At 67.8% G+C, this 25,440-nt stretch carries 26 protein-coding genes; 8 read left to right on the plus strand and 18 right to left on the minus strand.

The genetic code is table 11. From position 1 onward, the window contains the following. The 3 genes from ACAH41_RS11995 to ACAH41_RS12005 form a co-directional block, all read right to left on the minus strand. The coding region (locus ACAH41_RS11995; protein ID WP_370538306.1) for a beta-ketoacyl synthase N-terminal-like domain-containing protein at nt 1-297 on the minus strand (297 nt) is incomplete at its 3' end. Next, nucleotides 290-4,210, minus strand: a complete 3,921-nt coding sequence (locus tag ACAH41_RS12000) for an acyltransferase domain-containing protein (protein WP_325650996.1) — start codon at nt 4,208-4,210, stop codon at nt 290-292. The genes ACAH41_RS12000 and ACAH41_RS11995, both read right to left, overlap by 8 nt. 282 nt (nt 4,211-4,492) lie before the next feature. Further along, nucleotides 4,493-5,545 (minus strand): nitronate monooxygenase, encoded by a 1,053-nt coding sequence (locus ACAH41_RS12005; RefSeq protein WP_325650998.1) that lies wholly within the window; start codon nt 5,543-5,545, stop codon nt 4,493-4,495. A 70-nt stretch (nt 5,546-5,615) separates the two neighbouring features. Here ACAH41_RS12005 and ACAH41_RS12010 point away from each other — a divergent pair, with 70 nt between their 5' ends. From ACAH41_RS12010 to ACAH41_RS12020, 3 genes are read left to right on the plus strand one after another with little or no spacing between them, the layout of a single operon-like run. After that, entirely contained in the window at nt 5,616-6,185 is a 570-nt protein-coding gene (locus ACAH41_RS12010; protein ID WP_325651000.1) for a GNAT family N-acetyltransferase, read from the plus strand. Nucleotides 6,186-6,229: 44 nt separating this feature from the next. Then, nucleotides 6,230-6,637, plus strand: coding sequence for a VOC family protein (locus ACAH41_RS12015; RefSeq protein WP_325651001.1), 408 nt, complete (start codon nt 6,230-6,232; stop codon nt 6,635-6,637). A gap of 3 nt (nt 6,638-6,640) precedes the next feature. Further along, nucleotides 6,641-7,441 (plus strand): alpha/beta fold hydrolase, encoded by an 801-nt coding sequence (locus ACAH41_RS12020; protein ID WP_325651002.1) that lies wholly within the window; start codon nt 6,641-6,643, stop codon nt 7,439-7,441. 71 nt (nt 7,442-7,512) lie between these two features. On the opposite strand, the gene ACAH41_RS12025 is transcribed toward ACAH41_RS12020, so the two are convergent. Beyond that, nucleotides 7,513-9,081, minus strand: a complete 1,569-nt coding sequence (locus tag ACAH41_RS12025) for a methyl-accepting chemotaxis protein (protein ID WP_325651004.1) — start codon at nt 9,079-9,081, stop codon at nt 7,513-7,515. On the opposite strand from ACAH41_RS12025, the gene ACAH41_RS12030 reads away from it, so the two are divergent. Then, nucleotides 9,080-9,202 (plus strand): hypothetical protein, encoded by a 123-nt coding sequence (locus tag ACAH41_RS12030; RefSeq protein ID WP_325651005.1) that lies wholly within the window; start codon nt 9,080-9,082, stop codon nt 9,200-9,202. The genes ACAH41_RS12025 and ACAH41_RS12030 overlap by 2 nt on opposite strands. A 26-nt stretch (nt 9,203-9,228) precedes the next feature. On the opposite strand, the gene ACAH41_RS12035 is transcribed toward ACAH41_RS12030, so the two are convergent. From ACAH41_RS12035 to ACAH41_RS12055, 5 genes are all read right to left on the minus strand, one after another. Further along, nucleotides 9,229-10,512, minus strand: coding sequence for a TRAP transporter large permease (locus ACAH41_RS12035; RefSeq protein WP_325651007.1), 1,284 nt, complete (start codon nt 10,510-10,512; stop codon nt 9,229-9,231). Further along, a complete protein-coding gene (locus ACAH41_RS12040; RefSeq protein ID WP_325651394.1) occupies nt 10,503-10,991 on the minus strand; it encodes a TRAP transporter small permease in 489 nt (162 codons plus the stop codon). The genes ACAH41_RS12035 and ACAH41_RS12040 overlap by 10 nt, the downstream gene beginning before the upstream one ends. Nucleotides 10,992-11,111: 120 nt before the next feature. Beyond that, the gene (locus ACAH41_RS12045; RefSeq protein WP_325651008.1) at nt 11,112-12,083 is read right to left on the minus strand and encodes a TRAP transporter substrate-binding protein; all 972 of its coding nucleotides are present in this window, start codon (nt 12,081-12,083) and stop codon (nt 11,112-11,114) included. Nucleotides 12,084-12,152: 69 nt separating this feature from the next. Further along, a complete protein-coding gene (locus ACAH41_RS12050) occupies nt 12,153-13,055 on the minus strand; it encodes an SMP-30/gluconolactonase/LRE family protein (protein WP_325651010.1) in 903 nt (300 codons plus the stop codon). A 5-nt stretch (nt 13,056-13,060) separates the two neighbouring features. Beyond that, nucleotides 13,061-13,885 (minus strand): NAD(P)-dependent oxidoreductase, encoded by an 825-nt coding sequence (locus tag ACAH41_RS12055; protein ID WP_325651012.1) that lies wholly within the window; start codon nt 13,883-13,885, stop codon nt 13,061-13,063. 353 nt (nt 13,886-14,238) lie between these two features. On the opposite strand from ACAH41_RS12055, the gene ACAH41_RS12060 reads away from it, so the two are divergent. After that, nucleotides 14,239-15,327, plus strand: coding sequence for a porin (locus tag ACAH41_RS12060; protein ID WP_325651014.1), 1,089 nt, complete (start codon nt 14,239-14,241; stop codon nt 15,325-15,327). A 3-nt stretch (nt 15,328-15,330) separates the two neighbouring features. Here the strand turns inward: ACAH41_RS12060 and ACAH41_RS12065 are convergent, their stop codons facing one another. Beyond that, complete coding sequence (locus ACAH41_RS12065) at nt 15,331-15,957, minus strand: GNAT family N-acetyltransferase (protein WP_325651016.1); 627 nt, start codon at nt 15,955-15,957, stop codon at nt 15,331-15,333. Nucleotides 15,958-16,010: 53 nt separating this feature from the next. Here ACAH41_RS12065 and ACAH41_RS12070 point away from each other — a divergent pair, with 53 nt between their 5' ends. After that, nucleotides 16,011-16,961 (plus strand): LysR family transcriptional regulator, encoded by a 951-nt coding sequence (locus tag ACAH41_RS12070; RefSeq protein WP_325651018.1) that lies wholly within the window; start codon nt 16,011-16,013, stop codon nt 16,959-16,961. 124 nt (nt 16,962-17,085) lie between these two features. Beyond that, nucleotides 17,086-17,856, plus strand: coding sequence for an SDR family oxidoreductase (locus ACAH41_RS12075; RefSeq protein ID WP_325651020.1), 771 nt, complete (start codon nt 17,086-17,088; stop codon nt 17,854-17,856). A gap of 114 nt (nt 17,857-17,970) precedes the next feature. Here the strand turns inward: ACAH41_RS12075 and ACAH41_RS12080 are convergent, their stop codons facing one another. From ACAH41_RS12080 to ACAH41_RS12115, 8 genes are all read right to left on the minus strand, one after another. After that, nucleotides 17,971-18,495: a GNAT family N-acetyltransferase gene (locus tag ACAH41_RS12080; RefSeq protein WP_325651022.1), complete on the minus strand. Its 525-nt coding sequence runs from the start codon at nt 18,493-18,495 to the stop codon at nt 17,971-17,973. 196 nt (nt 18,496-18,691) lie between these two features. Beyond that, complete coding sequence (locus ACAH41_RS12085) at nt 18,692-19,057, minus strand: nuclear transport factor 2 family protein (protein ID WP_325651024.1); 366 nt, start codon at nt 19,055-19,057, stop codon at nt 18,692-18,694. A 156-nt stretch (nt 19,058-19,213) separates the two neighbouring features. Beyond that, nucleotides 19,214-19,819 (minus strand): NAD(P)H:quinone oxidoreductase, encoded by a 606-nt coding sequence (wrbA, locus tag ACAH41_RS12090; protein ID WP_325651026.1) that lies wholly within the window; start codon nt 19,817-19,819, stop codon nt 19,214-19,216. Nucleotides 19,820-20,020: 201 nt separating this feature from the next. Continuing rightward, nucleotides 20,021-21,316, minus strand: coding sequence for an epoxide hydrolase (locus tag ACAH41_RS12095; RefSeq protein ID WP_325651028.1), 1,296 nt, complete (start codon nt 21,314-21,316; stop codon nt 20,021-20,023). A gap of 9 nt (nt 21,317-21,325) precedes the next feature. Continuing rightward, nucleotides 21,326-21,706: a nuclear transport factor 2 family protein gene (locus ACAH41_RS12100; protein ID WP_325651030.1), complete on the minus strand. Its 381-nt coding sequence runs from the start codon at nt 21,704-21,706 to the stop codon at nt 21,326-21,328. Between the two features lie 72 nt (nt 21,707-21,778). Next, complete coding sequence (locus tag ACAH41_RS12105) at nt 21,779-22,822, minus strand: aldehyde reductase (protein WP_325651032.1); 1,044 nt, start codon at nt 22,820-22,822, stop codon at nt 21,779-21,781. A gap of 8 nt (nt 22,823-22,830) precedes the next feature. After that, a complete protein-coding gene (locus ACAH41_RS12110; RefSeq protein ID WP_325651034.1) occupies nt 22,831-23,427 on the minus strand; it encodes a TetR/AcrR family transcriptional regulator in 597 nt (198 codons plus the stop codon). Nucleotides 23,428-23,563: 136 nt separating this feature from the next. Beyond that, complete coding sequence (locus tag ACAH41_RS12115; protein ID WP_325651035.1) at nt 23,564-24,328, minus strand: SDR family oxidoreductase; 765 nt, start codon at nt 24,326-24,328, stop codon at nt 23,564-23,566. A gap of 128 nt (nt 24,329-24,456) precedes the next feature. Here ACAH41_RS12115 and ACAH41_RS12120 point away from each other — a divergent pair, with 128 nt between their 5' ends. Beyond that, nucleotides 24,457-25,398: a LysR family transcriptional regulator gene (locus tag ACAH41_RS12120; RefSeq protein ID WP_325651036.1), complete on the plus strand. Its 942-nt coding sequence runs from the start codon at nt 24,457-24,459 to the stop codon at nt 25,396-25,398. Nucleotides 25,399-25,440: the final 42 nt, after the last annotated feature.

Here is a 25,440-nt window from a genome sequence, read left to right on the forward strand (position 1 = left end):
CAGCGCGGCGCGCACCGCGTGGCGGCCGGCACGCACCTGCTGGTCGGCGCTGTCGCCTTCGCCAGCCTCGGGCAGCGCCAGCGTGAACGCCGCGTCTGCATAGGCGCGGTCCGGTGTGCCGGGCGGGCCGAGGTAGCGCGCGCGCGGCACGCCCCAGCGGCCTTCCTGCGACTCAGCCTGGGCGACCTGGGCCGACAGGATGAGTTGCCAGAAGGCCTCGACATCGCCGGCACCGGGGAACAGGCCGCCCATGCCGGTCACCGCCATCGGCGGGCGGCGGTGGCTTGGCTCAGGCATGCACACCCTCCTCGGCCGGCGCGACCTGGGCCGGCACCGGCGTGGTGTCGCCGTTCAAGGCAAAGGCCAGCGTGGCGCCGGGCGCCAGCAGCACCCAGGGCTCGTCCTTGTCGCCCCGCGCGAGTTCGTCCTGCAGCTGGGCCACGCCTTGCGCGGTGGCGATGCCAGGCAGGCCCAGCCTGGCCATCTGCCGCACCAGCGAAGCCGAGGCCAGCCCGGCCTCGGACCAGACCGACCAGAGCAGCGCCCGCACCGGGTAGCTCGCCTCGGCATTCCAGGCCTCGGCCACGGCGCCCAGCACTTCGTTGGCCGCCACGTAGTCGACCTGGCCCGGCGTGCCGGCATGCACGCTGAGCGAGCTGAACAGGAAGGCAAAGGCCAGCGGCTCGCCCTGCAGCAGTTCGCGCATCAAGGCCACCGATTCGGTCTTGCTGCGCAGCACGCGGCGAAACGAGGCCACCGACTTCCTGGCCAGCAGCGCATCCTCGGTCACGCCCACGCCGTGCACCACGCCGTGGATGGGCCCGCAGGCCTGGCGGATGCGCGCCAGCGCGGCCACCATCTGCTCGCGCTGCGTCGCGTCGGCCGCCTCGTGGTGGCAACGTCCGCCGGCCTGGGCAATGCGCTGGCAGGTACTGAACACCGCGCGCTGCCTGGCCACGCTGCGCAGGCGCTCGCGCAGCCGCTCGGCGGCCGGCCGGCCGCTGCCGTCCGGCGCCGCATGCAGCTCGGCGATCAGCAGCGTGCGCAGCGCCTCCTCGGTGCCGGCTTCGGGGTACGGATAGGCGGCCGGGCAAGCGGTGCGGCCGATGATGGCGATGCGGCACTGGTAGCGCGCCGCCAGCGCCACCGCCACCTCGGCGGTGATGCCGTCCCCACCGCCCAGCAGCAGCAGCGTGGACGACGGCCCGAGGGCCGGCGGCAGGGCCGGCCGCAACTCGCTGGGGCGGGCCTGCAGGCTGTGCTGGAACAGCCGGCCGCCGCGCAGCACCAGGTCCTGTTCGCTGGGGCCGGCACAGAACACGTCCATGGCGCGCGCCAGCAGGCCGGCATCCATCGCGCCGGCCGGCAGGGCCGCGTCTTCCAGCCACAGCGACCGCACCCGCGTCGCCGGCCACTCGCGCGCCAGCGTGCGGGCCACGCCACGCGAAGCCGTCCAGGCCGGGCCGGCATGGGCGCTGCCCAGCACGCCAAACCAGGCCAGCTCGCGCCTGCACAAGGCCTTGGCCAGCACGAAGGCGCCTGTGGCCGCGGCTTCGACGCTGGCCGACCAGTCGCCCTCCGCGCCCTCCGAATGGGACGCCGCCAGCCCGCTGCCCGCCACGAACAGCAGCGCGCTGGCAGCGGCGGGGGCCGGCAGTGCCGCCGTCAAGCGGTCCACTTCCTCCATGCCGATGGGCGGCAGCTCCGGCTCGCTGCTGGGCCGGAAACCGGCGGCCGAGACATGCCAGGCATCGACCGCCACGCCGTGGCCCAGCAGCGTGGCGTGCAGTTGGTCAAACAGCGGGCCGGCGGCACCGGCCAGCAGCACATGCGCCGGCCAGGCCGCGTGGGCCGGCAGCGGCACCGGCAGCGCCACGCGAACGTGGCGGCCCAGCCGCTCCGGCTGGCCCTCGGCGTCTTCCAGCCCCAGCACCCGGCCGCACAGCGCCAGCAGGCCGGCGACCGAGCTGGCATGCACCAGCTCGCGGCCGGCCACCGCCAGCGCCGGGCGACGCTGCACGAGTTCGTCGCACAGCTCGGCGCGGGTGAACACGTCCAGGCCCAGTTCGCGCTCGAAGTCGGCATCGGGTGCGATGGCGTCTGCCGCCAGGCCCTTGGCCACCGCGATGCGGGCGACGATCTCGTCGCGCAGCGCGGCCAGCGGCCCTTGCACCACGGGCGCCACGGCGGGTGCAGCAGGTGCAGCGCGGGCCGTCGCAAGCGCTGCCTTCGGCACCGCCGCGACCACCGGCCTGGGCTCAGGCGGCGGTGGCTCGGCCACCGCCGCCGGCGCATCGCCCAGCGAGGCAATCAGCGCCACGGCGTCCGAGATCCGGCGGCACTGGCGGAAGGCGTCGCGCTGGCTGTCGAGCTGCGGGAATTCATCGACCAGCGCAAACCAGACCTCGGCCATGGTCAGCGAGTCCAGCCCCAGTTCGCCTTCGAAGTCGCTGTCGGCCCGCACCATGGCTTCGGGGAAGCCGGTCAGGTTGGCGATCATCGAACGGAACCAGGGCTCGCTACCGGCCGGGGCCGCGGGCGTCAACGGCCCGGTGACCAGGGGCGCCACAGGGGCCACAGGTGCGTGCGCAAGCGTTGGCGCCAAGACCGGCGCTGGAGATGCGGCCGATGCCGCTGCCGGCAGCGCCGCTTCGGCCGGCCGGCCCAGCACCGCCTGCTGCTGCGTCTGCAGGTAGCTCTCCAACGCCTGCTGGTTGGCCTGCACCAGCGCCGTGAACAACTGCTGGCGCTCGCCGGCCTGGCTGTCTGCGCACAGGTCCACCAACGAGGACTGCTGCTCGAAGAAGCGGGTCATGACCCGGCCGTTGACGTCGAGGAAGTGGTTCAGGGCATTCACGGGCGGAAGCGGCCGGCGGGCCGTGGCAAGAGGTGGGGAAGGCAGCAGGCGCGCGGTGGCCTGCGTTGGCGTGAAGGCTGAAACGTCCAGCGCAAAGTGCTGCAGTGCAGGTCTCAAACCAAGCGAGACCAGGCGTGCCAGCAGTTGCAGCAGGTGCTCGCGCGGGTCGGCCTTGCCGGGGTCGCAGGCCAGCGCCACGTGCGGCCTGTCCTTGAGGATCTGGCCGGCCAGCTCGGTCAGGGTTCGGCCGGGGCCGACTTCCACGAACACCCGTGCGCCCAGGCTGTGCAGGTGCTCGACCGAAGCCTGCCAGCGGACCGGCGCCTCGACCTGGCGGGCCAGCAGATCGCGCACCGATGCGGCCGAGGCCGGGTGCGGCCGGGCGCTGACATTGGCCAGCACCGTGAGGCCGGCCGGCGGCTGCAGCGGCGCGGCGGCCAGCGCCGCCTGCCAGTGCGCGGCGGCACTGGCCATCAGCGGCGAGTGGAAGGCACAGGACGTCTGCAGCCGCGTGCAGCGCAGGCCGCGGGCCCGCGCCAGCGCCTCGACACGTGCCACCGCCGCGAGCTCACCCGAGACCACGCCCTGGCGCGGGCTGTTGCGATTGGCCAGCACAGCGCCCGGGCCGGCCTCGGCCAGCAGCGCCTCGATGCTGGCGGTGTCGGCCAGCAGGGCGAGCATCGCGCCGGCCGCCTCGTCGCCCGCCTCGCCCAGCAGGCGGCCACGCGCCACGCTGAGCTGCAGCAGCGTGGCCGCGTCGAAGGCCCCGGCCAGCGCCAGCGCGGGCAGCTCGCCATAGCTGTGGCCAGCCGCAAAGCGGGGTGCCAGCCCGAGCGCCAGCAGCGTCTGCGCCAGCGCGATCGAGACCAGCCCGATGGCCGGCTGGGCGTGGCGGGTGTCGCGCAGCGCGGCGTCGGCGGCGGCACTGCGCGCGGCGTTGATCAGCCCGCGCCAGCTGCCGTCGGCGTCCAGCGCTGCCACGCGCTCGGCAAAGCCGGGTAAAACCCCGTTCAGCGGCGCCAGCATGCCCAGGGCCTGGCTGCCCTGGCCGGGAAACAGGAAGGCCAGCGCCGGCTCGCCCGGCGGTGAAGGATGAAAGTACAGGCCAAGCCTGGCATCGGCAACGGCCTGCCCAGGCTGCAGCGCCGCGGCGGCGCCCGCCAGCAGGCGGCCCAGCGCTTCGGGGTGCGCATCACGCACCAGCAACACGGCCGCGCAGGCGCCGGTTTCGTCGGCCAGCGAAGCCAGCGGACGGGCGCCGCTGGCGACCTGCGCCAGGCATTGCCGGATCTGCCCGGCGTGTTCGCCCCGGACGCACAGCAGCGCCGGCAGGCGGGACTCGAACCCTCTCATCTACCACTCCCTTTTGATTGAGGGACCTTTGGAAGCGAGACAGCTACTTCGAGGCCTTCCTGGCGCGTACTGCTGTTGACAGAGTTGTCACATGTTCGTCACAAATTTGTCTCACGTCACCCTGATACCTAGGGATGAAATGGGTCAGACCCCTAGAAAAAACGTGAATGTGTCATCTACATGACGCATGCGGGAGTGTGATTTCGCGCCGACAGTGCATACGGGGTCCTGTATGGCACCCGGTTTCGGTCGGCCGGATCGGCCACGAGGCTGGCAATGCCTTCAAGACGACGGCAGCAGGCCCCGCGCCAGCGCGGCCGTGATCTCGGCGGCCGGTGCCGCGCGGCAGGCGCTGCGGTTCTGGCCGGACCACAGCGGCGAGAAGTCACCACGCCCCGCCTTCTCGGCGGCGGCGCGCAGCGGCGCCAGCGCACCCGAGGCCTGCGGGAACGCAGGAGCCAACGGGCTCACCGGCCCGAGCTCGCGCATCAGCCTGTTGACGATGCCGCGCGCCAGGCCGCCGGAGAAGAGGCGCGTGAGCACGGTTGGCGTGTCTGGCTCGACGAGTGCTGCGCGGTGCACCGGGCCGGTGGTGGCTTCGTCGGCGAGCAGGTAGGCGGTGCCGGTTTGCACCGCGGCGGCGCCCAGCGCCAGCGCAGCGCGCACGCTGGCCGCGTCGACGATGCCGCCGGCGGCAATCACCGGCAGCCTCACCGCGGCAACGACCTGCGGCAGCAAGGCCATCGTGCCCAGCTGGTGCGCCGGATCTGTGTCCAGGAAATGGCCACGGTGGCCGCCGGCCTCCAGGCCCTGGGCAATGATGCCGTCCACGCCTTGCGCCGCCAGCCAGCGCGCTTCGCGCACCGTGGTGGCCGAGCTGATCACGCGGCAGCCCAGGCGCTGCACGCGGGCCAGCAGTTCGGGCGATGGCAGGCCGAAATGAAAGCTCACCACCGCCGGCCGGTAGGCTTCCAGCAGTTCGGCCATTGCCGCATTGAAAGGCTCGCGGCTGGCCGCGGCGGCCACGGCGTGCGGGTCCAGCCCGGCCTCGGCGTAGAACGGTGCCAGGGCCTGGCGCCAGCGTGCCAGCGCCACGTCGTCGGGTTGCGGCGGCGTGTGGCAGAAGAAGTTGACGTTGTAGGCATTGCCGGCCACCGCCTGCAGCTTGCCGAGCGCAGCATCCAGGCCGTCCAGGCTCAGCATCGCGGCGGGCAGCGAGCCCAGCGCGCCAGCGGCATGCACCGCCAGCGCCAGTCGCTCGTCCTGCGAACCGGCCATCGGGGCCTGGATGATGGGCAGGCGCGAAGGAAGCCATGCGGCAGGCGAAGAGGACATGGGCGGGATCCTGTGAGGGCGGGTTGCCGATTGTCGACCGGCCTGGGTGACATCACCTACAGTCCGGCCGATGCATGACTTCTCCTCCCTGCAGCTGGACACGCCGCGCCTGCTGCTGCGCCCGCTCCAGTCTACCGATGCGCCTGCGCTGTTCGCACTTTTTTCAGACCCCGAGGTGATGCGCTACTGGAGCAGCGGCCCGTGGACCGAGAGGGCGCAGGCGGACGCGATGATCGCCAGCGACCAGCGCCAGCTCGCTGAGGGCAAGGCGATCCGGCTGGGCCTGATCCGGCGCAGCGACGGGGCCGTGATCGGCACCTGTTCGCTGTTCAACCTGGTACAGGACAGCCGGCGCGCCGAGATTGGCTACGCACTCGCACCGCACGCCTGGCACCAGGGCCATGTGCAAGAGGCGGTTGGTGCGCTGATCGACTGGGCCTTTGGCCCGGCGCTGAACCTGAACCGGCTCGAAGCCGACATCGACCCGCGCAACATCGCCTCCGGCCGCAGCCTGCTGCGACTGGGTTTCCAGTGCGAAGGCCTGCTGCGCGAGCGCTGGTTCGTTGCCAGCGAAGTCTCGGACACGGCCATGTACGGCCTGTTGCAGCGGGAGTGGCCGGCCGCCCGCATGGCCTCGTGATACGGTCACCCCTCTGTTTTCACTCGAACCGACAGGAGACCACCTTGCAGATCAAGTTCAGCAGCGTGCCAGTGGACGACCAGGACAAGGCCCTGGCGTTCTACACCGAGGTGTTGGGTTTCGAGAAGTGCGCCGACATTCCGATGGGCCCGCAATACCGCTGGCTGACCGTGACAGCGCCGGAAGGCATGGCAGGCGTGGAGCTGGTGCTGGAACCCATGGGCTTCCCGCCGGCCAAGGTCTACCAGCAAGCGCTGTTCGACGCCGGCGTTCCGGCCACCGCCTTCATCACCAGCGATGTGCATGCCGAGAAGGCCAGGCTGGCCGCCAAGGGCGTGCGCTTCCGCGGCGAGCCGGTCAACATGGGGCCCATCATCGCGGTGATGTTCGAGGACAGCTGCGGCAACCTGATCCACCTGGTGCAGCCGCTGGTGGCACCGCCAGCGCCCTGACGCATGGCATCGCCGGCCACCGAGTTCGTCCAGGTCAATGGCGGGCGGCTGGCCTGCAGCGTGCGAGGGACCGGTCCGGTCGTGCTGTATGCGCATGGCCTGTTCTGCAGCCGCGCGGTGGACCGGCAACGCGGGCTGGTCGATTTTTCGCCGGTGGCCGAGGCCGGCTGCCGGCTGGTGGCGTATGACGCGCGGGGCCACGGCGAGTCCGGCTGCGGCCGGCACAGCGGGGCCTTCGGCTGGCCCGCCCTGGCCGACGACCTGCTGGCCCTGGCCGATCATTTTTCGCCCGGCGAACCGGTCTCGGCCATCGGCCTGTCCATGGGCACCGGCACCGCGCTGCATGCCGCGCTGAAGCGGCCCGAACGCTTTCGCAAGCTGGTGCTGACCGCGCCGCCCACCGCGTGGGACACCCGCGCCGCGCAGGTCCAGGTCTACCGGAAGCTGGCGGCCGTGGCCGCCAGCGGCAAGGTGGCGCTGCTGGAGAAAGCGTTGGCCATGGCCCCCGTGCCGCCCATCTTCGCCAACATCCCGCGCCCTTCCCCGCTGGCCGCAGTCGCGCTGCAAACACTGCCGCTGGTGCTGGCCGGCGCCGCCGCCTCGGACCTGCCGGCGCCGGCCGCGCTTCGCGGCATCCGCCAACCCACGCTGGTCCTCGGCTGGGACACCGATCCAGCGCACCCGGTCTCGACCTCAGCCACCCTCGCCGGGCTGCTGCCAGGCGCCGAACTGCGCGTGGCCCGGGACATCGCGGAGATCGCCACCTGGGGCGAACAGGCCGCGGCCTACCTGGGAGGCGGCTGACGTATTCGCCGGCGTGAAGGGCATCCAGCGCGTGGCCACCGTGGGCCGCGCGGCAGCTGCCGCGCGGCCTGTCAGTGCACCCCGGCTGCGATCTTGAAGGTGCTGACGACCTGCACCAGTTGCTGCGCCTGCTGGCTGAGGCTTTCGGCGGCGGCAGCGCTCTGCTCGACCAAGGCCGCGTTCTGCTGCGTGGTGCGGTCGATCTGGGCCATGGCGCTGCCAACCTGGGTCATCCCGGCCTTCTGCTCGCCGCTGGACGAAGTGATCTCGCCAATGATGTCGCTGACGCGGCGGATGGACGTGACCACGTCGTTCATCGTGCTGCCGGCGCGGTCGACCAGCGCGCTGCCTTGTTCGACCCGCTCGACGCTGGCACTGATCAATTGGCGGATCTCCTTCGCCGCCGCCGCCGAGCGGCCGGCGAGGCCACGGACTTCTGAGGCGACGACCGCGAAGCCGCGCCCTTGTTCGCCGGCGCGGGCCGCTTCGACGGCGGCGTTCAACGCCAGGATGTTGGTCTGGAACGCAATGCCATCGATCACGCTGATGATGTCGGCAATGCGCTTGGAGCTGGTCTGGATCTCGCCCATGGTGGCGACCACCTGGCCAACCACTTCGCCGCCCTGGCCTGCGACTTCGCTTGCGCTGCGCGCCAACTGGTTGGCCAGCTGCGCGTTGTGGGAATTCTGCGTGACGGTGGCGCCCAGTTGTTCCATCGACGCTGCCGTTTCCTGCAGCGCGCTGGCCTGTTGCTCGGTGCGGGAGGACAGGTCGTTGTTGCCCTGCGAAATTTCACCCGACGCGGTCGCCACGCTCTCGGCGTTCTGGCGCACCCGGCCCACCACTTGAGACAGGCTTTGCTGCATGGCTTTGAGCTGGGCCAGCAGGCTGTCGCTGTCGCCCGGGCGCAGCACGATGCGCGCGCTCAGGTCGCCCGCGGCCACGCCGCGGGCCACTTCCACGGCCTGACCCGGCTCGCCGCCGATCTGGCGCAGGATCGAGCGCGTGACGAGCACTGCTGCACCGGCAGCCACCAGCAGGCCGGCCGCCACCAGCGCCAGCACCTGCCAGGCGGCGGCGTTGACGATGGCCGTGCCGTGCAGCGCACGTTCCTGTGCCGACTTCAGCCGCATGTCGCCCAGCTGGATGAACAGCTTGCGCAGCTTGACGTGCAGCCCGTCGGTGGTGGCGTTCAGTTCGGCAAACGCGGCCTCGGTGTCGTCGGCCTTGACGGCAGCCTGGATCTTCCGGGTCGAGGCCAGGTAAGCCGGCCAGTGGGTGTCGAAGTCCGCCACCAGCTGGCGCTGCTCGGCGCTGGTCGGGTGGCTGCGTTCGAAGTCGATTGCCTTGGTGATCTCGCCAGCGCTTTTCTCGTTCAGCTCGAGCGACTCGGCCCTGGCCTTCTCGTCGTGCTTCAGGATGTACGGGTATTGCCGCCGAAAGTGCGTAGCGGCCTGCCATGCAGCGGTGCCGGCCAGGTGGGACGGCACCACCTCGGAGTCGACCATCTCCTGCTGCATGCTGCCCAGATGGCGAAGCCAGATCACGCCAAGCGCACCGGTGGCGGTGATCAGCAGGATGCAGACCCCAAAAGCGGCCAGCAGGCGATGGGCAACCTTCAGGTTGGACAAGACATTCATGGGCGATCCGAAAAAAGTAGGGGCGTCACCCCGGGATGTCGGCATGCGCGGCTGGATCTGGAATAAAAAAAGCGGCCCGAAGGCCGCCTGCAAGGGATTGGCCACCGCGAAGGTGGCCTGACCCGGGTCAACAGACAGGAAGCTGCATCACTTCAGCAGCAGGTTGGGCAGCCACATCGAGAACCCCGGCACGTAGGTGACCAGGCCCAGCGCGACGATCAGGCCGCCGTAGAACGGCCAGATGGTCTTCATCACCGCGCCGACCGAGATCTCGCCGATGGTGCAGCCGACGAACTGCGTGGTGCCGACCGGCGGGGTGTTCAGGCCCAGCGCGCAGTTGATCAGCATCACGATGCCGAACTGCTCGGTGCTCATGCCGAACTGCTGGCAGATGGGCAGGAAGATCGGCGTGCAGATCAGGATGGTCGCGGCCATGTCCAGGAAAGTCCCGAGCACGAACAGGATCACGTTGACCCACAGGAAGATCACCCAGGGCGAGCTGCTCATCGAGCCCAGCATCTGCCCGGTCAGCTCAGCCACGCCGTACAGCCCGATCAGGTAGCCGAACATCGACGAGATGCCGATCAGCAACAGCACGGTGCCGGTGGTCTTCACCGCCTTGGCCGCAGCCTTGAAGAACTGCTCGCGCGTCAGCCGCCGGTAGACGATGGCCGACAGGAACAGCGCCCACAGCACCGCCACCGAGGCCGACTCCGTCGCCGTGAACGCCCCCGAGAGGATGCCGGTGATGATGATCAGCACGACGGCCAGGCCAGGCACCGCAGAGCGGAACGAAGACCAGACGATGGCCCAACCCGGGAAGGTGCCGGCCGGGTAGCCGCGCTTGACGGCCACGCCGTAGGCGGCAGCCAGGTTGCACAGCGTGAGCAGGATGGCCGGCACGATGCCGGCGAGGATCAGCGCCGCAATGCTGACCTTGCCGCTGGCGGCCAGCGTGAAGATGATCAGGTTGTGCGAGGTCGGCATCAGCGCGCCGACCAGCGAGGCATGCGTCGTGACGTTGACCGCGTAGTCGGCGTCGTAGCCTTCCTTCTTCATCTGCGGGATCAGCACCGCGCCCATGGCCGACACGTCGGCCACCGGCGAGCCCGAGACGCCGCCGAACAGCGTGCAGGCCAGCACGTTGCTCATGCCCAGGCCGCCGCGCACATGGCCGGCCAGGCTCTTGGCCAGGCCCACGATGCGGTCGGCAATGCCGCCGTACATCATGATCTCGCCAGCGAAGATGAAAAACGGAATCGCCAGGAACGAGAACGGGTTCATGCCCGAGATCATTTGCTGGAAGCCGACTGCCAGCGGCAGGCCTTCGTACAGCAGCGTGGCCAGCGAGGACAGGCCGATGGAAAACGCGACCGGCACGCCCAGCAGCAGGAGCAGCGTGAAGCTCACGCACAGAATCGTCAGTGCCATGCTGGCTCCACCTCGGTACCGCGCAGCAGCGCAAAAATGTGTTCCAGCGAGAACATGGTCACCAGCACGCCAGCCAGTGCCGGCGGGGCGTACTTGAAGGCCTCGGACAGGCCCAGCGTGGGGATCTTGTAGCCCATGACGGACTCGGCCAGCAGCGCGCACTGCCAGGACATGATGATGCCGAAGACCAGGACCAGGCCGTGGATCAGCAGCTCCATCTTCAGGCGCAGCCAGTCCGGTGCCAGCACCAGGAAGGACTCCAGCCCGATGTGGCCGGCGTCCCGCACGCCCACCGCCATGCCCAGCATGGTCACGTACAGCACCAGCAGCACCGCGCCGCTCTCGGCCCAGGTGGGCGTGTCATTGAAGATGTAGCGGCCGACGACCTGGTACAGCACCGCGACGATGAGCAGCACCAGGCCGCTCACGCCAATGACCAGGCAGGCCCGGGCAATGCTGGTGCACAGCCGGGTGTACAGCGTGAAGAAGCCGCCGGTGGGCGGCACGGCGGCAGGAGCGCCGGATGGAGGGGGCATGGGACGGGCCTGGCTCATGGTGAGGACAACCTGGACTGCATTGGGGCGTGGAGGGCGCGGGGCTTACTGCGTGGCCTGCACGCGGGCGACCAGGTCCTTCAGGTGCGCGTCGGTGATGAACTTGTCGTACACCGGCTTCATCGCGCCCTGGAAGCTGGCCTTGTCGACCTCGATGACCTGCGCGCCGCCAGCCTTCACGGTGGCCAGCGACTTCTCTTCACGCTCGTCCCAGATCTTGCGCATGAAGCCGACCGACTCCTTGGCGGCCGCGCGGATCAGCTTCTGGTCGTCCGGCGTCAGCGTGTCCCAGATGCGCTTGGAGAACAGCAGGATCTCCGGCGCCATCGAGTGCTCGGTCTTGTTGAAGTACTTGGCGACTTCGAAGTGGCGCGAGCTTTCGTAGGACGGGTAGTTGTTCTCGGCACCGTCCACCAGGCCGGTCTTCAGCGCGGTGTAGACCTCGCCGAAAGGCATCGGCGTGGCGTTGGCCCCCATGGCTTCCAGCAGCGAGACCCACAGGTCGCTCTGCTGCACGCGCACCTTCAGGCCCTTGGCGTCGGCCAGGGTCTTGATCGGCTTCTTGACGGTGTAGATCGAGCGTGCGCCGGAGTCGTAGAAGGCCAAGCCGACAAAGCCTTGCGCTTCGCAGTCCTTCAGGATCTCGTCGCCAATCGCGCCGTCCAGCACCTTGCGCATGTGTTCCTTGCTGCGGAACAGGAAGGGCATGGTGGGCACCATGGTGGCCGGGCAGATGTTGTTCATCGGCGCGACGTTGACGCGGGTCATCGCGATGGCGCCCAGCTTGGTCTGCTCGATGGCGTCCTTCTCGATGCCCAGCGCGCCCTTGGCGAAGACCTTGATGCTGAGCCTGCCGTTGGTCGACTTGCTCAGGGTCTCGCTCATGTGGCGCACGGCCAGCACGGTCGGGTAGTCCTCGGGATGGATGTCGGCCGAACGGAATTCGACGGCCTGGGCGCCGGTGGCGGCCAGCAGCAGGCTGGCAGCGGCCAGCAGGGTGCGATGGAAGAAGGTCATGCGCTTGTCTCGGTGTTGGTTTGTGGGGGCGGGAAAAAGAGGAACAGGAATCAAACGGAATGGCGGATTTCAGGCAAACGGCGCCGAACACGGCCGCTCGGCCAGGCCTTGCGTGCCGGGCGACAGCACCAGCACCGCGCCGTCCAGCGAAGCGTCGAAGCCGGGCGCGGGCTTGGCCGGCGTGATGGAGGCGACAAACAGCTGGTCCAGCTGCGGGCCGCCGAAGCTGCACATCGAAGGCTTGCTGATGGGCAGCGCAATGCTGCGGTCCAGCTTGCCGTCCGGCCGGAAGCGGTGGACCTGGCCTGCGTCGTTGCCACAGATCCAGTAGCAGCCGTCGACGTCGATGGCCGCGCCGTCGGGCCGGCCGGGATGCTGCGTCATGTCGACAAACAGTTCGCGGCCGCCGCGCGGCAGGCCCTCGGCGTCCAGCTTGTAGCGCCAGATGGCTTGCACGCTGGGGTGGCTGTCGGAGAGGTACATCGTGCGGCCGTCGGCGCTGAAGGCCAGGCCGTTGGGGGTGATGAAACCGTCCATCAGCGGCTCGCTCAGGCCGTGGCCGTCCCAGCGGTAGAGCTGACCGGCGGGGCTGGCCAGCGCCATGTTGCGCACCATGGTGCCGGCCCAGAAACGGCCGTCACGGTCGGCCCGGCCGTCGTTGAAGCGCATGCCGGGTTCGGGGTGGCTGACGCTGGCCAGCGGCAGCACCTGCAGCTCACCGCCAGGCCGCGGCAGCAAGGCCGCAAGCTGGGTTTCCAGCCCGCCGATCAACCCGCCTTCGGTGCGCAGCGCGATGCAGGCCAGCCGCTCCGGCGTGGACCAGTGCTCGATGCGGCCGTCGGCCGCGTCCCAGCGCCAGAGCCGGCAGGCGTCGATGTCGACCCAGTACAGCGCCTGCTCGGCAGCACTCCACAGCGGGCTCTCGCCCACCTGGTGGCGCTGCGGGCCCAGCACCTCGATGTTGAGCGCCATGCCGCTCAGCCCTCGAACGGGCCGGTGCGCACGAAAGCGCCGCCCTGGTAAAGCGCGGCGGGATCGCTCAGGTCGATGGTGGGCTGGCGCGCCTCGATGGCGGCGCGGTAGGGCTCGGAGCTGTCCTGTGGGCGGAAGCCGATGTGCGAGGCCAGGCGGTTGTCCCACCAGACGCGCGGGTTGTCGGACATGCCGTAGACGATGCTGTGGCCCAGTACCGGCGTGGACAGGCAGGCCATCACCAGCCGCTCCAGGTCGTCGTAGCTGAGGAAGGTGCTGAGCATGCGGCGGTCCCGCGGCTCGGGGAAGGACGAGCCGATGCGCACGCAGGCAGTCTCGATGCCGTAGCGGTCGAAATAGAAGCGCGACAGGTCTTCGCCAAAGGCCTTGGACAGGCCGTACAAGCCATCCGGCCGCGGCGGGCTGTTGGCGTCCAGCACCTGGTCCTGCCGGTGGAAGCCGACCACGTGGTTGGAGCTGGCAAACACGATGCGCTTCACGCCCTGCTTGCGCGCCGCTTCATAGAGGTTGTAGGCACCGACGATGTTGGCCTGCAGGATGGGGTCAAACGGCCCTTCGACCGACACACCGCCCAGGTGCACCACGGCACTGACGCCGTCGAGCAGCTGCAGCACGGCGTCCCTGTCCTCCAGCCGCACCGGCACCAGCTCCTCGCCCTCGCCCGCCTCGCCCAGGTCGGAAATGTCAGACAACCTCAGCTGGTCGCAATAGACCTTCAGGCGCGGGCGCAGCACCTTGCCCAGGCCGCCGGCGGCGCCGGTCAGCAGCAAACGAGGAAAGCGAAGCGAGGTGGCGGGCGTGGCAAGCATGGGGGGAAACAATCTCGGAAAACTTGGCGCTTCGGATGTGTTGTCTGATGTCATCCGTTGTCGTACAACATGGTCGGAAATGCGTGAGCACTTGTCAACGACACAAGGCGAGGGTTTCCCCTCGATTCGCTGGTTTACCCCGAGACAAAACCACCCGCCAATCGGGCCGCCGTTCACAGGTAAAACCCCCGCCAGCACGCTGAAACTGACATGACGCTGAACTGGCACCTTGGCGAGCTTGCAGCTTTCACGCGACAGCCTGCGGGAATGTCTCTAGACGGCGCATCTTGTTGCAGATGGCATGCACTTGTACGATGACTTACAACAACTACCCACTGGACGGAGACTCCCACATGCACAAGATTTCCCTGATGACTTTCGCTGCGGTCGCGGCACTGGCAGCCGGCGCGGCACGTGCCGATTCCACCGTCACGCTGTACGGCCTGATCGACGTGAACGTGACCCGCTACATGGCCGGCAGCAAATCCGGCGCGGAAGACAACTGGGCCGTCAACGACGGCGTGGTCAATGGCCTGAACGGCTCGCGCTGGGGCATCAAGACGGTTGAGGACCTGGGCGGCGGGCTGAAGGCCAACGTCGTCGCCGAAGCCGGCCTGAATGCCGACACCGGCACGCTGGGCCAGGGCGGCCTGGCCTTCGGGCGCCAGGTCTACGTGGGCCTGAGCGATGCAAAGCTGGGCGAGATCCGCGTCGGCCGCCAGTACATCCTGGAAGACAGCGTGATGTGGCAGTCCGACCCATTCGGCAACGCACTCTCGCTGAACCCCGGCACGGCCGTGACCAACAAGGGCAAGTCCCTGCCCTTCTGGCTCAACGCACCGCGCGCCAACAACATCGTCCAGTACCGCACGCCGGACTTCTCCGGCTTCAGCATGCAGTTCCAGATCGCCCCGGGCGAAGGCACTGCCGACCGCTTCCATGGCATTGGCGGCATCTACCAGGCCGGCGCGGTCTATGTCGGCGCTTCCTACGAATGGAACAAGCCGCGCAACGGCGGCGACGACAAGAGCAACGAGTCGCTGACGATTGCCGCGAACTACAACTTCGGCCCGGTCAAGCTGCTGGGCGGTGTGCAGCGCAACCGCAACCTGACGACCACCAGCGGCAACGGCGCCTTCACCGGCACCAACCTGACCGTGGCCACCGACACCAGCTTCGTCGCGCACGACACCGACAACTACACCGTAGGCTTCGAAGCACCGGTGGGCAACTGGACCTTTGGCGGCAACTACTCCAACGTCAAGTACAAGAACGACGGCGGCAGCGCTTCGGCCACGCTGGGCAAGGCCGGCCTGGGCGTGCGCTACGGCTTCTCGAAGATGACCTTCCTGTACGCGTCGGCTTCGATGTCCACCGGCGACCTGAAGGACTACATCGCCCAGGAACGCACGGTGCAGCTGGGCCTGCGCAAGGCGTTCTGATCGTCAGCTGAAGGCGGCTGGCGGCGGCTTCGGCCGCCGTTGCCGCCACGCGGCCTGCGTCAGCCGGTAAAGGCAATGCGGCCGCAGCCTGTCGCCTTCCGGCACCGCCGGATGCTCGAAGTCTTCGTCCACGCAGTGGCGCATGCCCAGGCGCTGCATCACGGCGCGCGAACGCTGGTTGGCCAGCGTGGTGAACGAGACGATCTCGGCCAGCTTCAGCGTCTCGAAGCCCACCGCGAGCGCGGCCTCTGCCGCCTCGCTGGCAAAACCCTGGCCCCAGTGCGCACGGGCCAGGCGCCAGCCAATCTCCACGCAGGGCGAAAACGGCAGCGCCCGCCGCGGCACGCTCAGCCCCACGCAGCCGACGAAGCCGCCGCCATCGCGCCGCGCCAGCGCCCAATTGCTCCAGCCTTGCGCAGCAAACTGCCCGAGCCAGGCATCCACGCTTGCATCGCTGGCCTCGCGCGACAGCACGCTGGGGAAAAACGCCATCACCTCCGGGTCCGCATTCATCGCGGCAAACGGCGCACGGTGCTCGTCGCGCCAGCAGCGCATGTGCAGCCGCGGCGTGTCCAGCTCGATGGCGGGGAGTCCACCGGCAACGGTGGCAGGCGAAGCTGCTATGGTCATCGCCGCGTTATACCGCGGCCTTCGCCGGCCGTGCCCAGCCCACACGCCTGCCCATGGACGAACTGAGAGCCCTGTCGACCTTCGTGCGCGCCGCCGAACTCGGCAGCTTCAACCAGGCCGCGCTGGCACAAGGCAGCTCGCCGCAGGCCGTCAGCAAGACCGTTCGCCAGCTGGAGCAGCACCTGGGCGTGCGGCTGTTCCACCGGACGACCCGCAAGAGCGCGCTGACCGAAGAAGGCCAGCGGCTGTTTGACGCGGTGCGAGGCAACCTGGACGGGCTGGCCGCCGCGCTGGCGCAAGCGCGCAACGCGGTGCGCGACGACGAGGGCCTGATCCGCGTCAGCGCTGGCGGCGCGGTCGGGCGCAAGGTGCTGGTGCCGCTGCTGGCGGCGTTCTGCGAGTTGCATCCAGCCATCGAGTTCGACCTGCTGCTGGAAGACGGTTTGACGGACTCGGTCAGCGAACGCATTGACGTGGGCTTTCGCGCTGGCAGCGAACCGAGCGCGCAAGTCATCGCGCGCCGGCTGTTCACGATCCAGCAAATCGTTTGCGCATCGCCAGCGTACCTGGCGCAGCACGGCGCACCGAAAAAGCCGACGGATCTGCTGCAGCACCGCTGCACCGGCTATCGCCAGCCCGGCACCGGGCGGCCGTTCCTGTGGGAGTTCAGCGTCAAGGGCGAGACCGTCTTCGAGACCGTGCCTGCCATGCTCTGCAGCAACGACCCGGAGGCGGAAATGCGGGCCGTGGTGGCCGGGCTGGGCATTGGCCAGATCGACAGCATCAACGCCGCCGCGCCCATCCGCGCCGGCCAGCTGGTGCCGCTGCTGACCGGCCAGCTCAGCGAGCGCATGGGGCTGTACCTCTACTACGCCCAGCGCACCCAGATGCCGGGCCGTGTGCGCCGCTTCATCGACTTCGCGGTCGACCGCCTGAAGGACAGCACGGACTTCAACCTGCCGCTGGCCGAGCTGAAGTCCCGCTCGAAGCGTGGCACCCAGTAGCCGCGCCATTCACAACCATGGGTTGCGGGTGTTGTGGCCCGCCACTCACTACCGGTAGCGAGTGCCGAATCCTAGAGTTCACCCCGTCGACCTTCCGACGCTCAACGAACTCAAGGACACACTCATGACTTCCACTCTTCAAGACCTCGCCGGCCGCGTCGCTGTTGTCACCGGCGCTTCCAGCGGCATTGGCCGCGCTTCAGCCACCCTGCTCGCCGCCCGCGGGGCCAAGGTCGCGCTGCTGGCCCGCCGCCAATCCGCGCTCGACGAACTCGCCGCCGAGATCCGTGCGGCCGGCGGCCAGGCGCTGGCCCTCGCGGTCGACGTGACCGACCAGGCCGCGCTGGACCGCGCCGCTGCCACCGTCCGCGAAACCTGGGGCTGCACCGACCTGGTCTTCAACAATGCCGGCGTGATGCTGCCTGGCGCCATCGGCCAGCAGGACACCGCCGAATGGCAGCAGCAGATCGACCTGAACATCAGCGGCGCGATGCGCGTGATCCAGGCCTTCATGCCGCAGCTCGAAGAAGCCGCTGCCAAGGGCGCCACGGTGGACCTGATCAACACCTCGTCCATCGCCGGCCAGTACCTGTTCCCGTACTTCGCCGTGTACTCGGCCACCAAGGCCTATGTCAGCCACCTGACCCGTCACCTGCGCATCGAGCTCGGCCCGAAGAACATCCGCGTCTCGATGATCGAACCCGGCATCGTCGCCACCGAACTGCAGGACCACGTCACCTTCCAGGGCGCCAAGGACTGGCTGGCCAACGCCGCCAAGACCATCGACTTCCTGCAACCCGCAGACGTGGCCCAGGTCGTCGGCTTCATCGTCTCGCAGCCCAAGCATGTGAACCTGCAGCAGGTGGTCATCATGCCGACGAAGGAAGGCGTGTGAGTCACTGGGCCCTGGGGCGCCGCGCGCCGGCCTGAACGCGGGCCCAACAGCCTCTGTCGACACCGGCTGGCTGCGCTCGCGCAGTCTTCACGCGGCCGCCACCCGGATGCCCATTCAGCCGCGCTTCATGCTGTATGTCGACAGGTCTTTTCCATACCAACGCTGAAGGCCGCGGAATTGCATGCCCAGGCGCTTCATGACGTTCGCCGAAGCCGTGTTGGCAGGCTCGCAAACGGCATAGAGCTCGCTGGCGTGCAGGTCGTCGAATGCAAAGCAGGCGATGGCCTGCGCGGCCTCGGTGGCCAAGCCCCGGCCCCAGTGATCGCGCCGAAGCCGCCAGCCAAGCTCCAGCGGGCATGCCGGGTCCGGGTGCAGGCTCTCTTCCCGGCGCAGGTTCTGCAAGCAACCCGCGCCAACGACTTCACCGCTGGCCGGATCGATGAAGCTCCACCACGAGTACCCGATCTCGACCCAGCGCTGCTTGACCCGTTGCACCACGGCCACGGTTTCTTCCATCGTCTCGGGCCGGCCGGAGATGTAGCGCATGACTTCCGGGTCGGCGTTCAAGGCGTTCAGCCCCGCCACGTGGCTGTCCGTGAAAGGTTCCAGGCGCAAGCGGGCGGTGGTAAGCGTGGTCATCGTGCGAGGCGATTGGGTTGGCTGCGAGCTTCCAGCGCGGTTCGGCAGTTGCCCAGACAAAGAGGAGTCCGCTGGGGAATGCGGCGAAGTGCCGCGACACCGATCATCGGTGCCGTGCAGATGGCGGTCAATCATGAGCAGCAGTGCTGCCCGGGTCGCTGGTCGGCCATGACCAGCCGGTCGCGGAGGGCCGCTTTCAGGTAGGCATCGAATCCAGGAAGACGTAGAGCGCGGCAATCTTCCCATCGCGAACGATGACGACATCCAGGCCCGTGTAAGCCGGCTCCTCACCCTTCGCGCCGGAACGCCAAGCAATGCGGCCGGCGTTGTGGAGAGCCTGAGGTTCACCGTCCGGCGTATAGGCAAAGTGCGGGTGCGTCGCACGAAGGTCCCCGGCGAACTTGTCGAGAGCGTCGTGCCCAATGAATACTCCCGGGGGAACGTAGAGCGCGCAGTCTTCGGTATAGAGGTCCTTGATGGCTGCGCGACGGCGCATCGCATCGCCCTCGCCGAAGACCTCCTGAAGGTTGCGGTGCAGGAGTTCGTGGATACGATCTGACATGGCATTCTTCCTTGGTGATTGACTACCGATCGATCTCCGCCGCGGTCCGATTCGGGGCTGGCACAAATCTCGCCCCTTGCCAACGGGCAAGCGACGTTCGCGTCGACGTCGCCTGCTCCAATGACCTCGCTGGTCCTTCCTCGATCGCTCGACCGTTCAGGCGGGCCGTGTCAGGCGCTGTGTGATCTCGGCGACGTGCCGACCCTGGAATTGCGCCAACTCCAACTCGTTCGCGCTGGGTTGTCTCGAGCCGTCACCGCCCGCGATGGTCGACGCGCCGTACGGGCTGCCACCGGTGATCTCGTCCAGGCGCATCTGGCCTTTGGCGGTATATGGAAGGCCGACGATGATCATGCCGTGATGCAGCATGACGGTGTGTGTTGACAAGATCGTGGACTCTTGGCCGCCATGTTGAGTCGCCGTGGATGCAAAGACCGAACCGACCTTGCCGATCAGCTTGCCGGCGAACCAAAGTCCGCCGGTCTGATCGAGGAAGTTCTTCATCTGGGCCGCCATGTTGCCGAATCGGGTGGGCGTGCCCACGATGATCGCGTCATAGTCCGCGAGCTCGTTCGGACTTGCAATCGGAGCCGCTTGGTTCAGCTTGAAGTGGCTGGCCGTCGCGACTTCGTCCGGAACAAGTTCGGGAACGCGCTTGACAGTTGCGGTCGCGCCTGCGCTGCGGGCGCCTTCCGCAATTGAGTTTGCAAGAGCTTCGACGTGGCCGTAGCTCGAGTAGTAGAGAACCAGTACCTTTGTCATTTTTGTCCTCGTGATAAATGGTGAGTCGGTTGTGGTGAAACTTTCACCCTTGAACCGTCCGCTTGACTGCGACGTCGGCAGCGATCAGGGGCCGTGCGCCAACGGGTTTGGCGCGGTGCGCTCCGCGTATTCGCTCTGGGAAGCTCGGGCTCGTCTTCAGGTGAGTGGTCGTCGGCGCATCGCGCACTCGGGACGGCCCGCTCACGCGCGAACCGTCCGGAACGCCTTGCGAAGCTCTTCGGTGAAGATCGTCGGCTGCTCGAAGGCTGCAAAGTGACCGCCGCGGTCCACCTTGTTCCAGTAGATGAGGTGGGGCCAGTGCGCCTCCGCCCACGATTTCGGCGTCGTGAAGATCTCCTTGGGAAACATGGTGGCCGCCATCGGCAGGTCGATCACTCCGGCGTTGAAATTGGCGGAGCCCTTGCGCGTGTTTTCCCAGTAAAAGCGTGCGGACGAGGCCGCCGTGTCGGTGAACCAGTAGACGGAGATGTCATCGAGCATCTCGTCCATCGTGAGCACCTTGTCGACGCTGCCGGGGTTGTCCGTCCACGCCTGAAACTTCTCGTAAATCCAGAGGGCCAGGCCGCCCGGCGAGTCCGCCAGCGGATAGCCGATGGTCTGCGGGCGGGTCGCCTGCTCCCTGAAGTAGCCGGCCCAGTCGCCCGTGAACTGCGCGGCACGATCCATGGCGTATCGCTCTTCCGCTGTCGGGTCCACCGGCAGCTTGTCCGGGAAGACGAAGGCCCAGTTCACATGCGCGGCCACCAAGCCCTCGGGCTTGATGTGGCCGAGCGCGTGGGTCACACCGGATCCCCAGTCGCCGCCTTGGGCAACCCAGCGGGCATGGCCCAGGCGCTTCATCAGGACACCCCAGGCCTTGGCCGTGCGGACGACGTCCCAGCCCGCATCGGTGGGCTTGCCCGACCATCCGAACCCCGGCAAGGAGGGAATGACGACGTCGAACGCCTCTTCAGCGCGGCCGCCGTACGCAGTCGGGTCCGTCAGCGGGCCAATCACCTTGAGGAATTCGACCACCGAGCCAGGCCAGCCATGGCTCATGAGGACGGGCAGCGCGCCCGGATGCTTCGACTTCACATGGATGAAGTGAATGTCGAGGCCGTCAATGCGCGTCCTGAACTGCGGGTAGCCGTTGATCTGGCGCTCGAACCTTCGCCAGTCGTACTTGTCGTGCCAGTACTTGATCACCTGCTTCGCGGTGTCCAGGGGCACGCCTTGCGACCAATCGGAAACCGTTTCACGCTCGGGCCAACGCATCATCGCCAGGCGGCGCTTCAGGTCGTCAATCTCGGCTTGTGGCACGGCGACCCGAAAGGGCACGATCGCTTCTGGCGCACCGGCACCCTCGCCGGCGAACGCGGTCGCCTGGGTCAGCAGGCTGGTCGTGAACGCAGCAGCCGAGGCACCGCGCGCGATGCCGAGAACCGCATCGCGGCGTGAAATTCTTTCGGCGGACAGCGGTTTCAAGAGGTCGGACATGATGGGTCCTCAATCCTTCTTGAATGCGGCGGCAGCCGCTGCGGTGTCGAGTGCTTCGCGCAGCAGCTTGATCTTGCCGTTCTCTGCGATCAACACGCCGGCATAGGTCTGGCGGTACACCTTGCCGGTGTCGGGCACCAACGCTTCGACCGAATACTCGGCGAATGCCTTGTCGGGTGTGTCGATGAACGCCCTGAATTCCTTGAACCTGAAATCGGGCACACGCTTCAGCAGGCCGGTCAGGAGTCCTTCGACTCCCGCAGGTCCGGTGACATGCACCTTGATCGTCGGAAGTTCCAGCACGCCATCGTCTGCGAAGAGCGCGCCGGCGGCAGCGGGGTTCCGTGCGTTGTCGGTATAGGCTTTGAGGAGGTCGAGTGCAGTTTTCATGGTGAGGTCGGGTTCGGGTGAGTCGAAGGTCGTGGACGGAGTCCGGTGGTTGGGTTTGCAGAGCACGGAGGCTCAGGGCGCTGGGCTGCTGGCCACGAGTCCCCTGGACAGCAGGCTTTGCGCTGCAGAGGCCACGGCGTCTTCACTGCTGCGTGGCGCCCAGTCCAGCAGTTGGCGGGCCTTCCGGTTCGAGATGTGCTTGTCCTTGCCCAGCTCGGGCAGCACCTGCCTGAGCTCCGGCTTGAAGAGCGCGGCCACACGCACCAACCAGTCGGGAAGCTCCCGGGTGGGCGCCTTGGCAGCGACTTCGCCGAAGCGCTCGCGGAGCATGGCGGCGACCTGGCGCATCGACACGCAGTCGCCGGCCGAAGCGAGAAAGCGCTCGCCGGACGCCTTCGGGTGAGTCATGGCCCGGATGTGGAGGTCTGCGACGTCGCGCACGTCCACCACGCCGAAATACACCTTGGGACAAGCGCTGACCCGGCCCTCGAGCATGTGCTTGATCAAGGCGATCGACGACGAGTAGTCGGCGCCGAGAACGGGGCCGAAGATCCCCACTGGATTGATCACCGTCAACTCCATGCCTTGCCCTTCGGTGGCGACAAAGTTCCAGGCTGCCTTTTCGGCCAAGGTCTTGGACTTGACGTAGGCGCTGGAGCGTGCATCGAGATGAGTCCAGGACGTCTCGTCGAGGACCCGGTCGGGACGCCCGTGGCCGTAGCCAATCGCGGCGAAGGAAGACGTGAGGACGACGCGCTTCACCCCGGCGTTTCGTGCGGCGGTCAGCACGCGCAGGGTGCCCTCGCGGGCGGGGACGATGAGCTCGTCTTCATGCTTCGGCGCGGCGGGCGGGAAGGGGGACGCGACGTGGAGGACGATCTCGCAGTCCTTGACCGCATCGGCCCAGCCTTCGTCGCGTTGCAGGTCGGCCATCGCGAAGCCCAGTCGGTCATCGGCATGGGGCCGGCCTTGACCCACCATGGCGCGAACGTGTGCCCGCCGGCTTTCCGAGCGCACGGTCGTGCGCACTTCGTGCCCGCTCTGGAGGAGTTGCTCTATGCAGTGGCCACCGAGGAAGCCGGAGCCGCCAGTGACGAGAATCTTGCCCATGCTCATCGGATCCCTCATTCTTTTTTCAGGTGACAGCAGACGCAAACACAGAGCCGAAGGCGCTCCGAGAATTCGCGCGGCGACGGCGAACCCTCCTTCCAGGTGAGGCCGCAGAGGAACAGCACCTGCGCCACCTCCTTTGCTGAGCGGTTCGCACCGGACGCCGTGAATTCAGGCGACGCGGCCAGCGCCCCGGCGATGCGCTTCATGAACTCGCGCTTGAACTCCTCGATGGCCGCAGGAAACAGCTGATCGCCCGTCACGATGACGTCGAACGATGCGGGACTGAACGTGGCCAGGTGCCTCCCGAACCAGGCATTCAGCGCCGCCGTCAGGCGGTCGACCAGAGGCAGGTCGGTCCGGCCGAGCGCCTTGTCCACCAGGGCCATGCAGTCGACGAGGTACTTCTGCATCGAGGCCTGGAAGACCTCGTTTTTCCCCGCGAAATGCAGGTAGAGACCCTGCTTGGAGATGCCGGCGGCAGCGGCCAGATCCTCGATCGAGGTCTTCCGGTATCCATGCCGTCCGAACTCCTTGACGGCGGCGTCGAGGATCGAGTTCCTCCGGGCTTCCGCCGCCGACTGAGGTGCTTCGCTTGATTTACCTGTCATTCACCAAGTGTACTAAAACGATCAATCTGGTCAACCATCCGGTTGGCATCTTCGGGTCGGCACTCGGTCCCGATGTCTCGTGTTCCATCGCCAAGCGCATGCTGGAGGGAACCATGAGGGCTTGTCGATCGGCGGTTCAGACCTGCGCCATGCCACCATCGGCGAACAGTTCGATGCCGGTGATGAAAGACGAATCGTCGGAAGCGAGGAACAGCGCCGCCCTGGCGATGTCGTCGGGCTGTCCGATGCGGCCGATCGGCACCTGTGCGGTCAGGTAGTCGAGCAGGCCCTGCTGCTGCGCGGCCTCGGGCCCTGCGAGCTCGACCAGGCCGGGCGTGTGGATCGGCCCTGGTGACAGCGTGTTGATGCGGATCGCACGGCCCTTCAAGTCCAGAACCCAGCTGCGGGCGAGGTTGCGCACCGCGGCCTTGGTCGCGCTGTAGATGCTGAAGTTGGCAGTGCCCTTCACGCTGGTCGTCGAGCCCGCCAGGATGACGGAGGCGCCGCGTGTTGCCTTCTCCAGCAAAGGCAACGCCTTCTGCACCGTGAACACGACGCTCTTCACATTGCGTTCGAAGGTCTGGTCGAAATGCGCTTCGGTGATTGCGCCCAGCGGCAGCATCTCGCCCCCGCCTGCGTTCGCGTACAGCACGTCGACCCGGCCATGCTGTGTCCGCACCAAATCGTAGAGCTTGTCCAGTTCGTCCAGCTTCGTCGAGTCGGCTCGCACACCCTGGGCGTTCTGCCCGATGGCGGCGACTGCCGCATCCAGCTCGGCCTGACGCCGTCCCGTGATGTACACGAACGCGCCTTCGGACGCGAAGGTCTTGGCGGCTGCCAGACCGATGCCGGTGGTGCCACCGGTGATGACGGCAACCTTGCCGGTGAGTTTGTTTCCCATGCCGTGCTCCTGTGTTGAGAGGGTGAGCGAAGCTTATGAATGTCATGGACAGGAATAAAGATGCAGATTTGCACTTCTTATTTCATGTGCTTGAATAATGGGGACGAAACAACCCCAGGGCCCACGCCATGGACCAACTGCTGGCGCTGCGCGTCTTCGTGCGGATCGCCGAATCCGGCGCTTTCTCGCGCGCCGCCGACACCATGAACATTCCGCGACCCACGGTGACCAAGCTCGTCCAGGATCTGGAGCGCCACCTGGGAACAAAGCTTCTGCATCGCACCACGCGGCGCGTCAGCGTGACGCCGGAGGGCGCGGCCTACTACGAGCGGGCCGCTCGACTGATTGGCGAACTTGAGGAGATGGACGAAGGCGCTTCGCGCACGCGCGCCCAGCCGCGTGGGCGCATCCGGGTTGACGTCGGCTCGGTCGTTGCCAACATGATCCTCATCCCCGCGCTGCCAGGTTTCCGCGCGCGCTACCCGGATCTGCATGTCGATCTCGGCGTCAGCGATCGTCCGATCGACCTCGTTGGCGAAGGCGTGGACTGCGCGATCCGGGGCGGGCCGTTGCCGGACACGTCGCTCGTGGCACGACGCATCGCCGACATGGATTGGGTGACCTGTGCAAGCCCGGTCTACCTGAAGGCGCGCGGCGTTCCGAAGCACCCGTCCGAACTGATGCCCCGGCCGGCGCAGGACGCCGGCAAGCGTCGCGTTCCCGGCCACGCCGTCGCCGGCTATTTCTCGTCGCTCACCGGGCGGGCGTTCCCGCTCGAATTCCACAGCGCAGGCGAGCAGATGTTGGTGCACGGCCAAGTAGAGGTCGCCGTCAACGAGAGCACCGCGCATTTGAGCGCTCTGCTGGCCGGCGTGGGAATCGGACAGGCATTCAAATTCATGGCCGCGCCGCACCTCGAGAACGGCCGTTTGACCCGCCTGCTCGACGACTGGACGCGCCCGCGCCAGCCCTTCCACGTGCTGTACGCGAGCAACCGGCACCTGAGCGCCAAGATCCGGCTTTTCGTGGACTGGGTGGCCGAAGTGTTCGCGCCGTTCGACGATCGGTAGCCCCCGAGGGACAGGACTCGAGGAAGCAGCGGCCTGTTCGAC

It is taken from the genome of Ideonella sp. (genome assembly GCF_041287625.1).
GTDB lineage: Bacteria > Pseudomonadota > Gammaproteobacteria > Burkholderiales > Burkholderiaceae_C > Ideonella.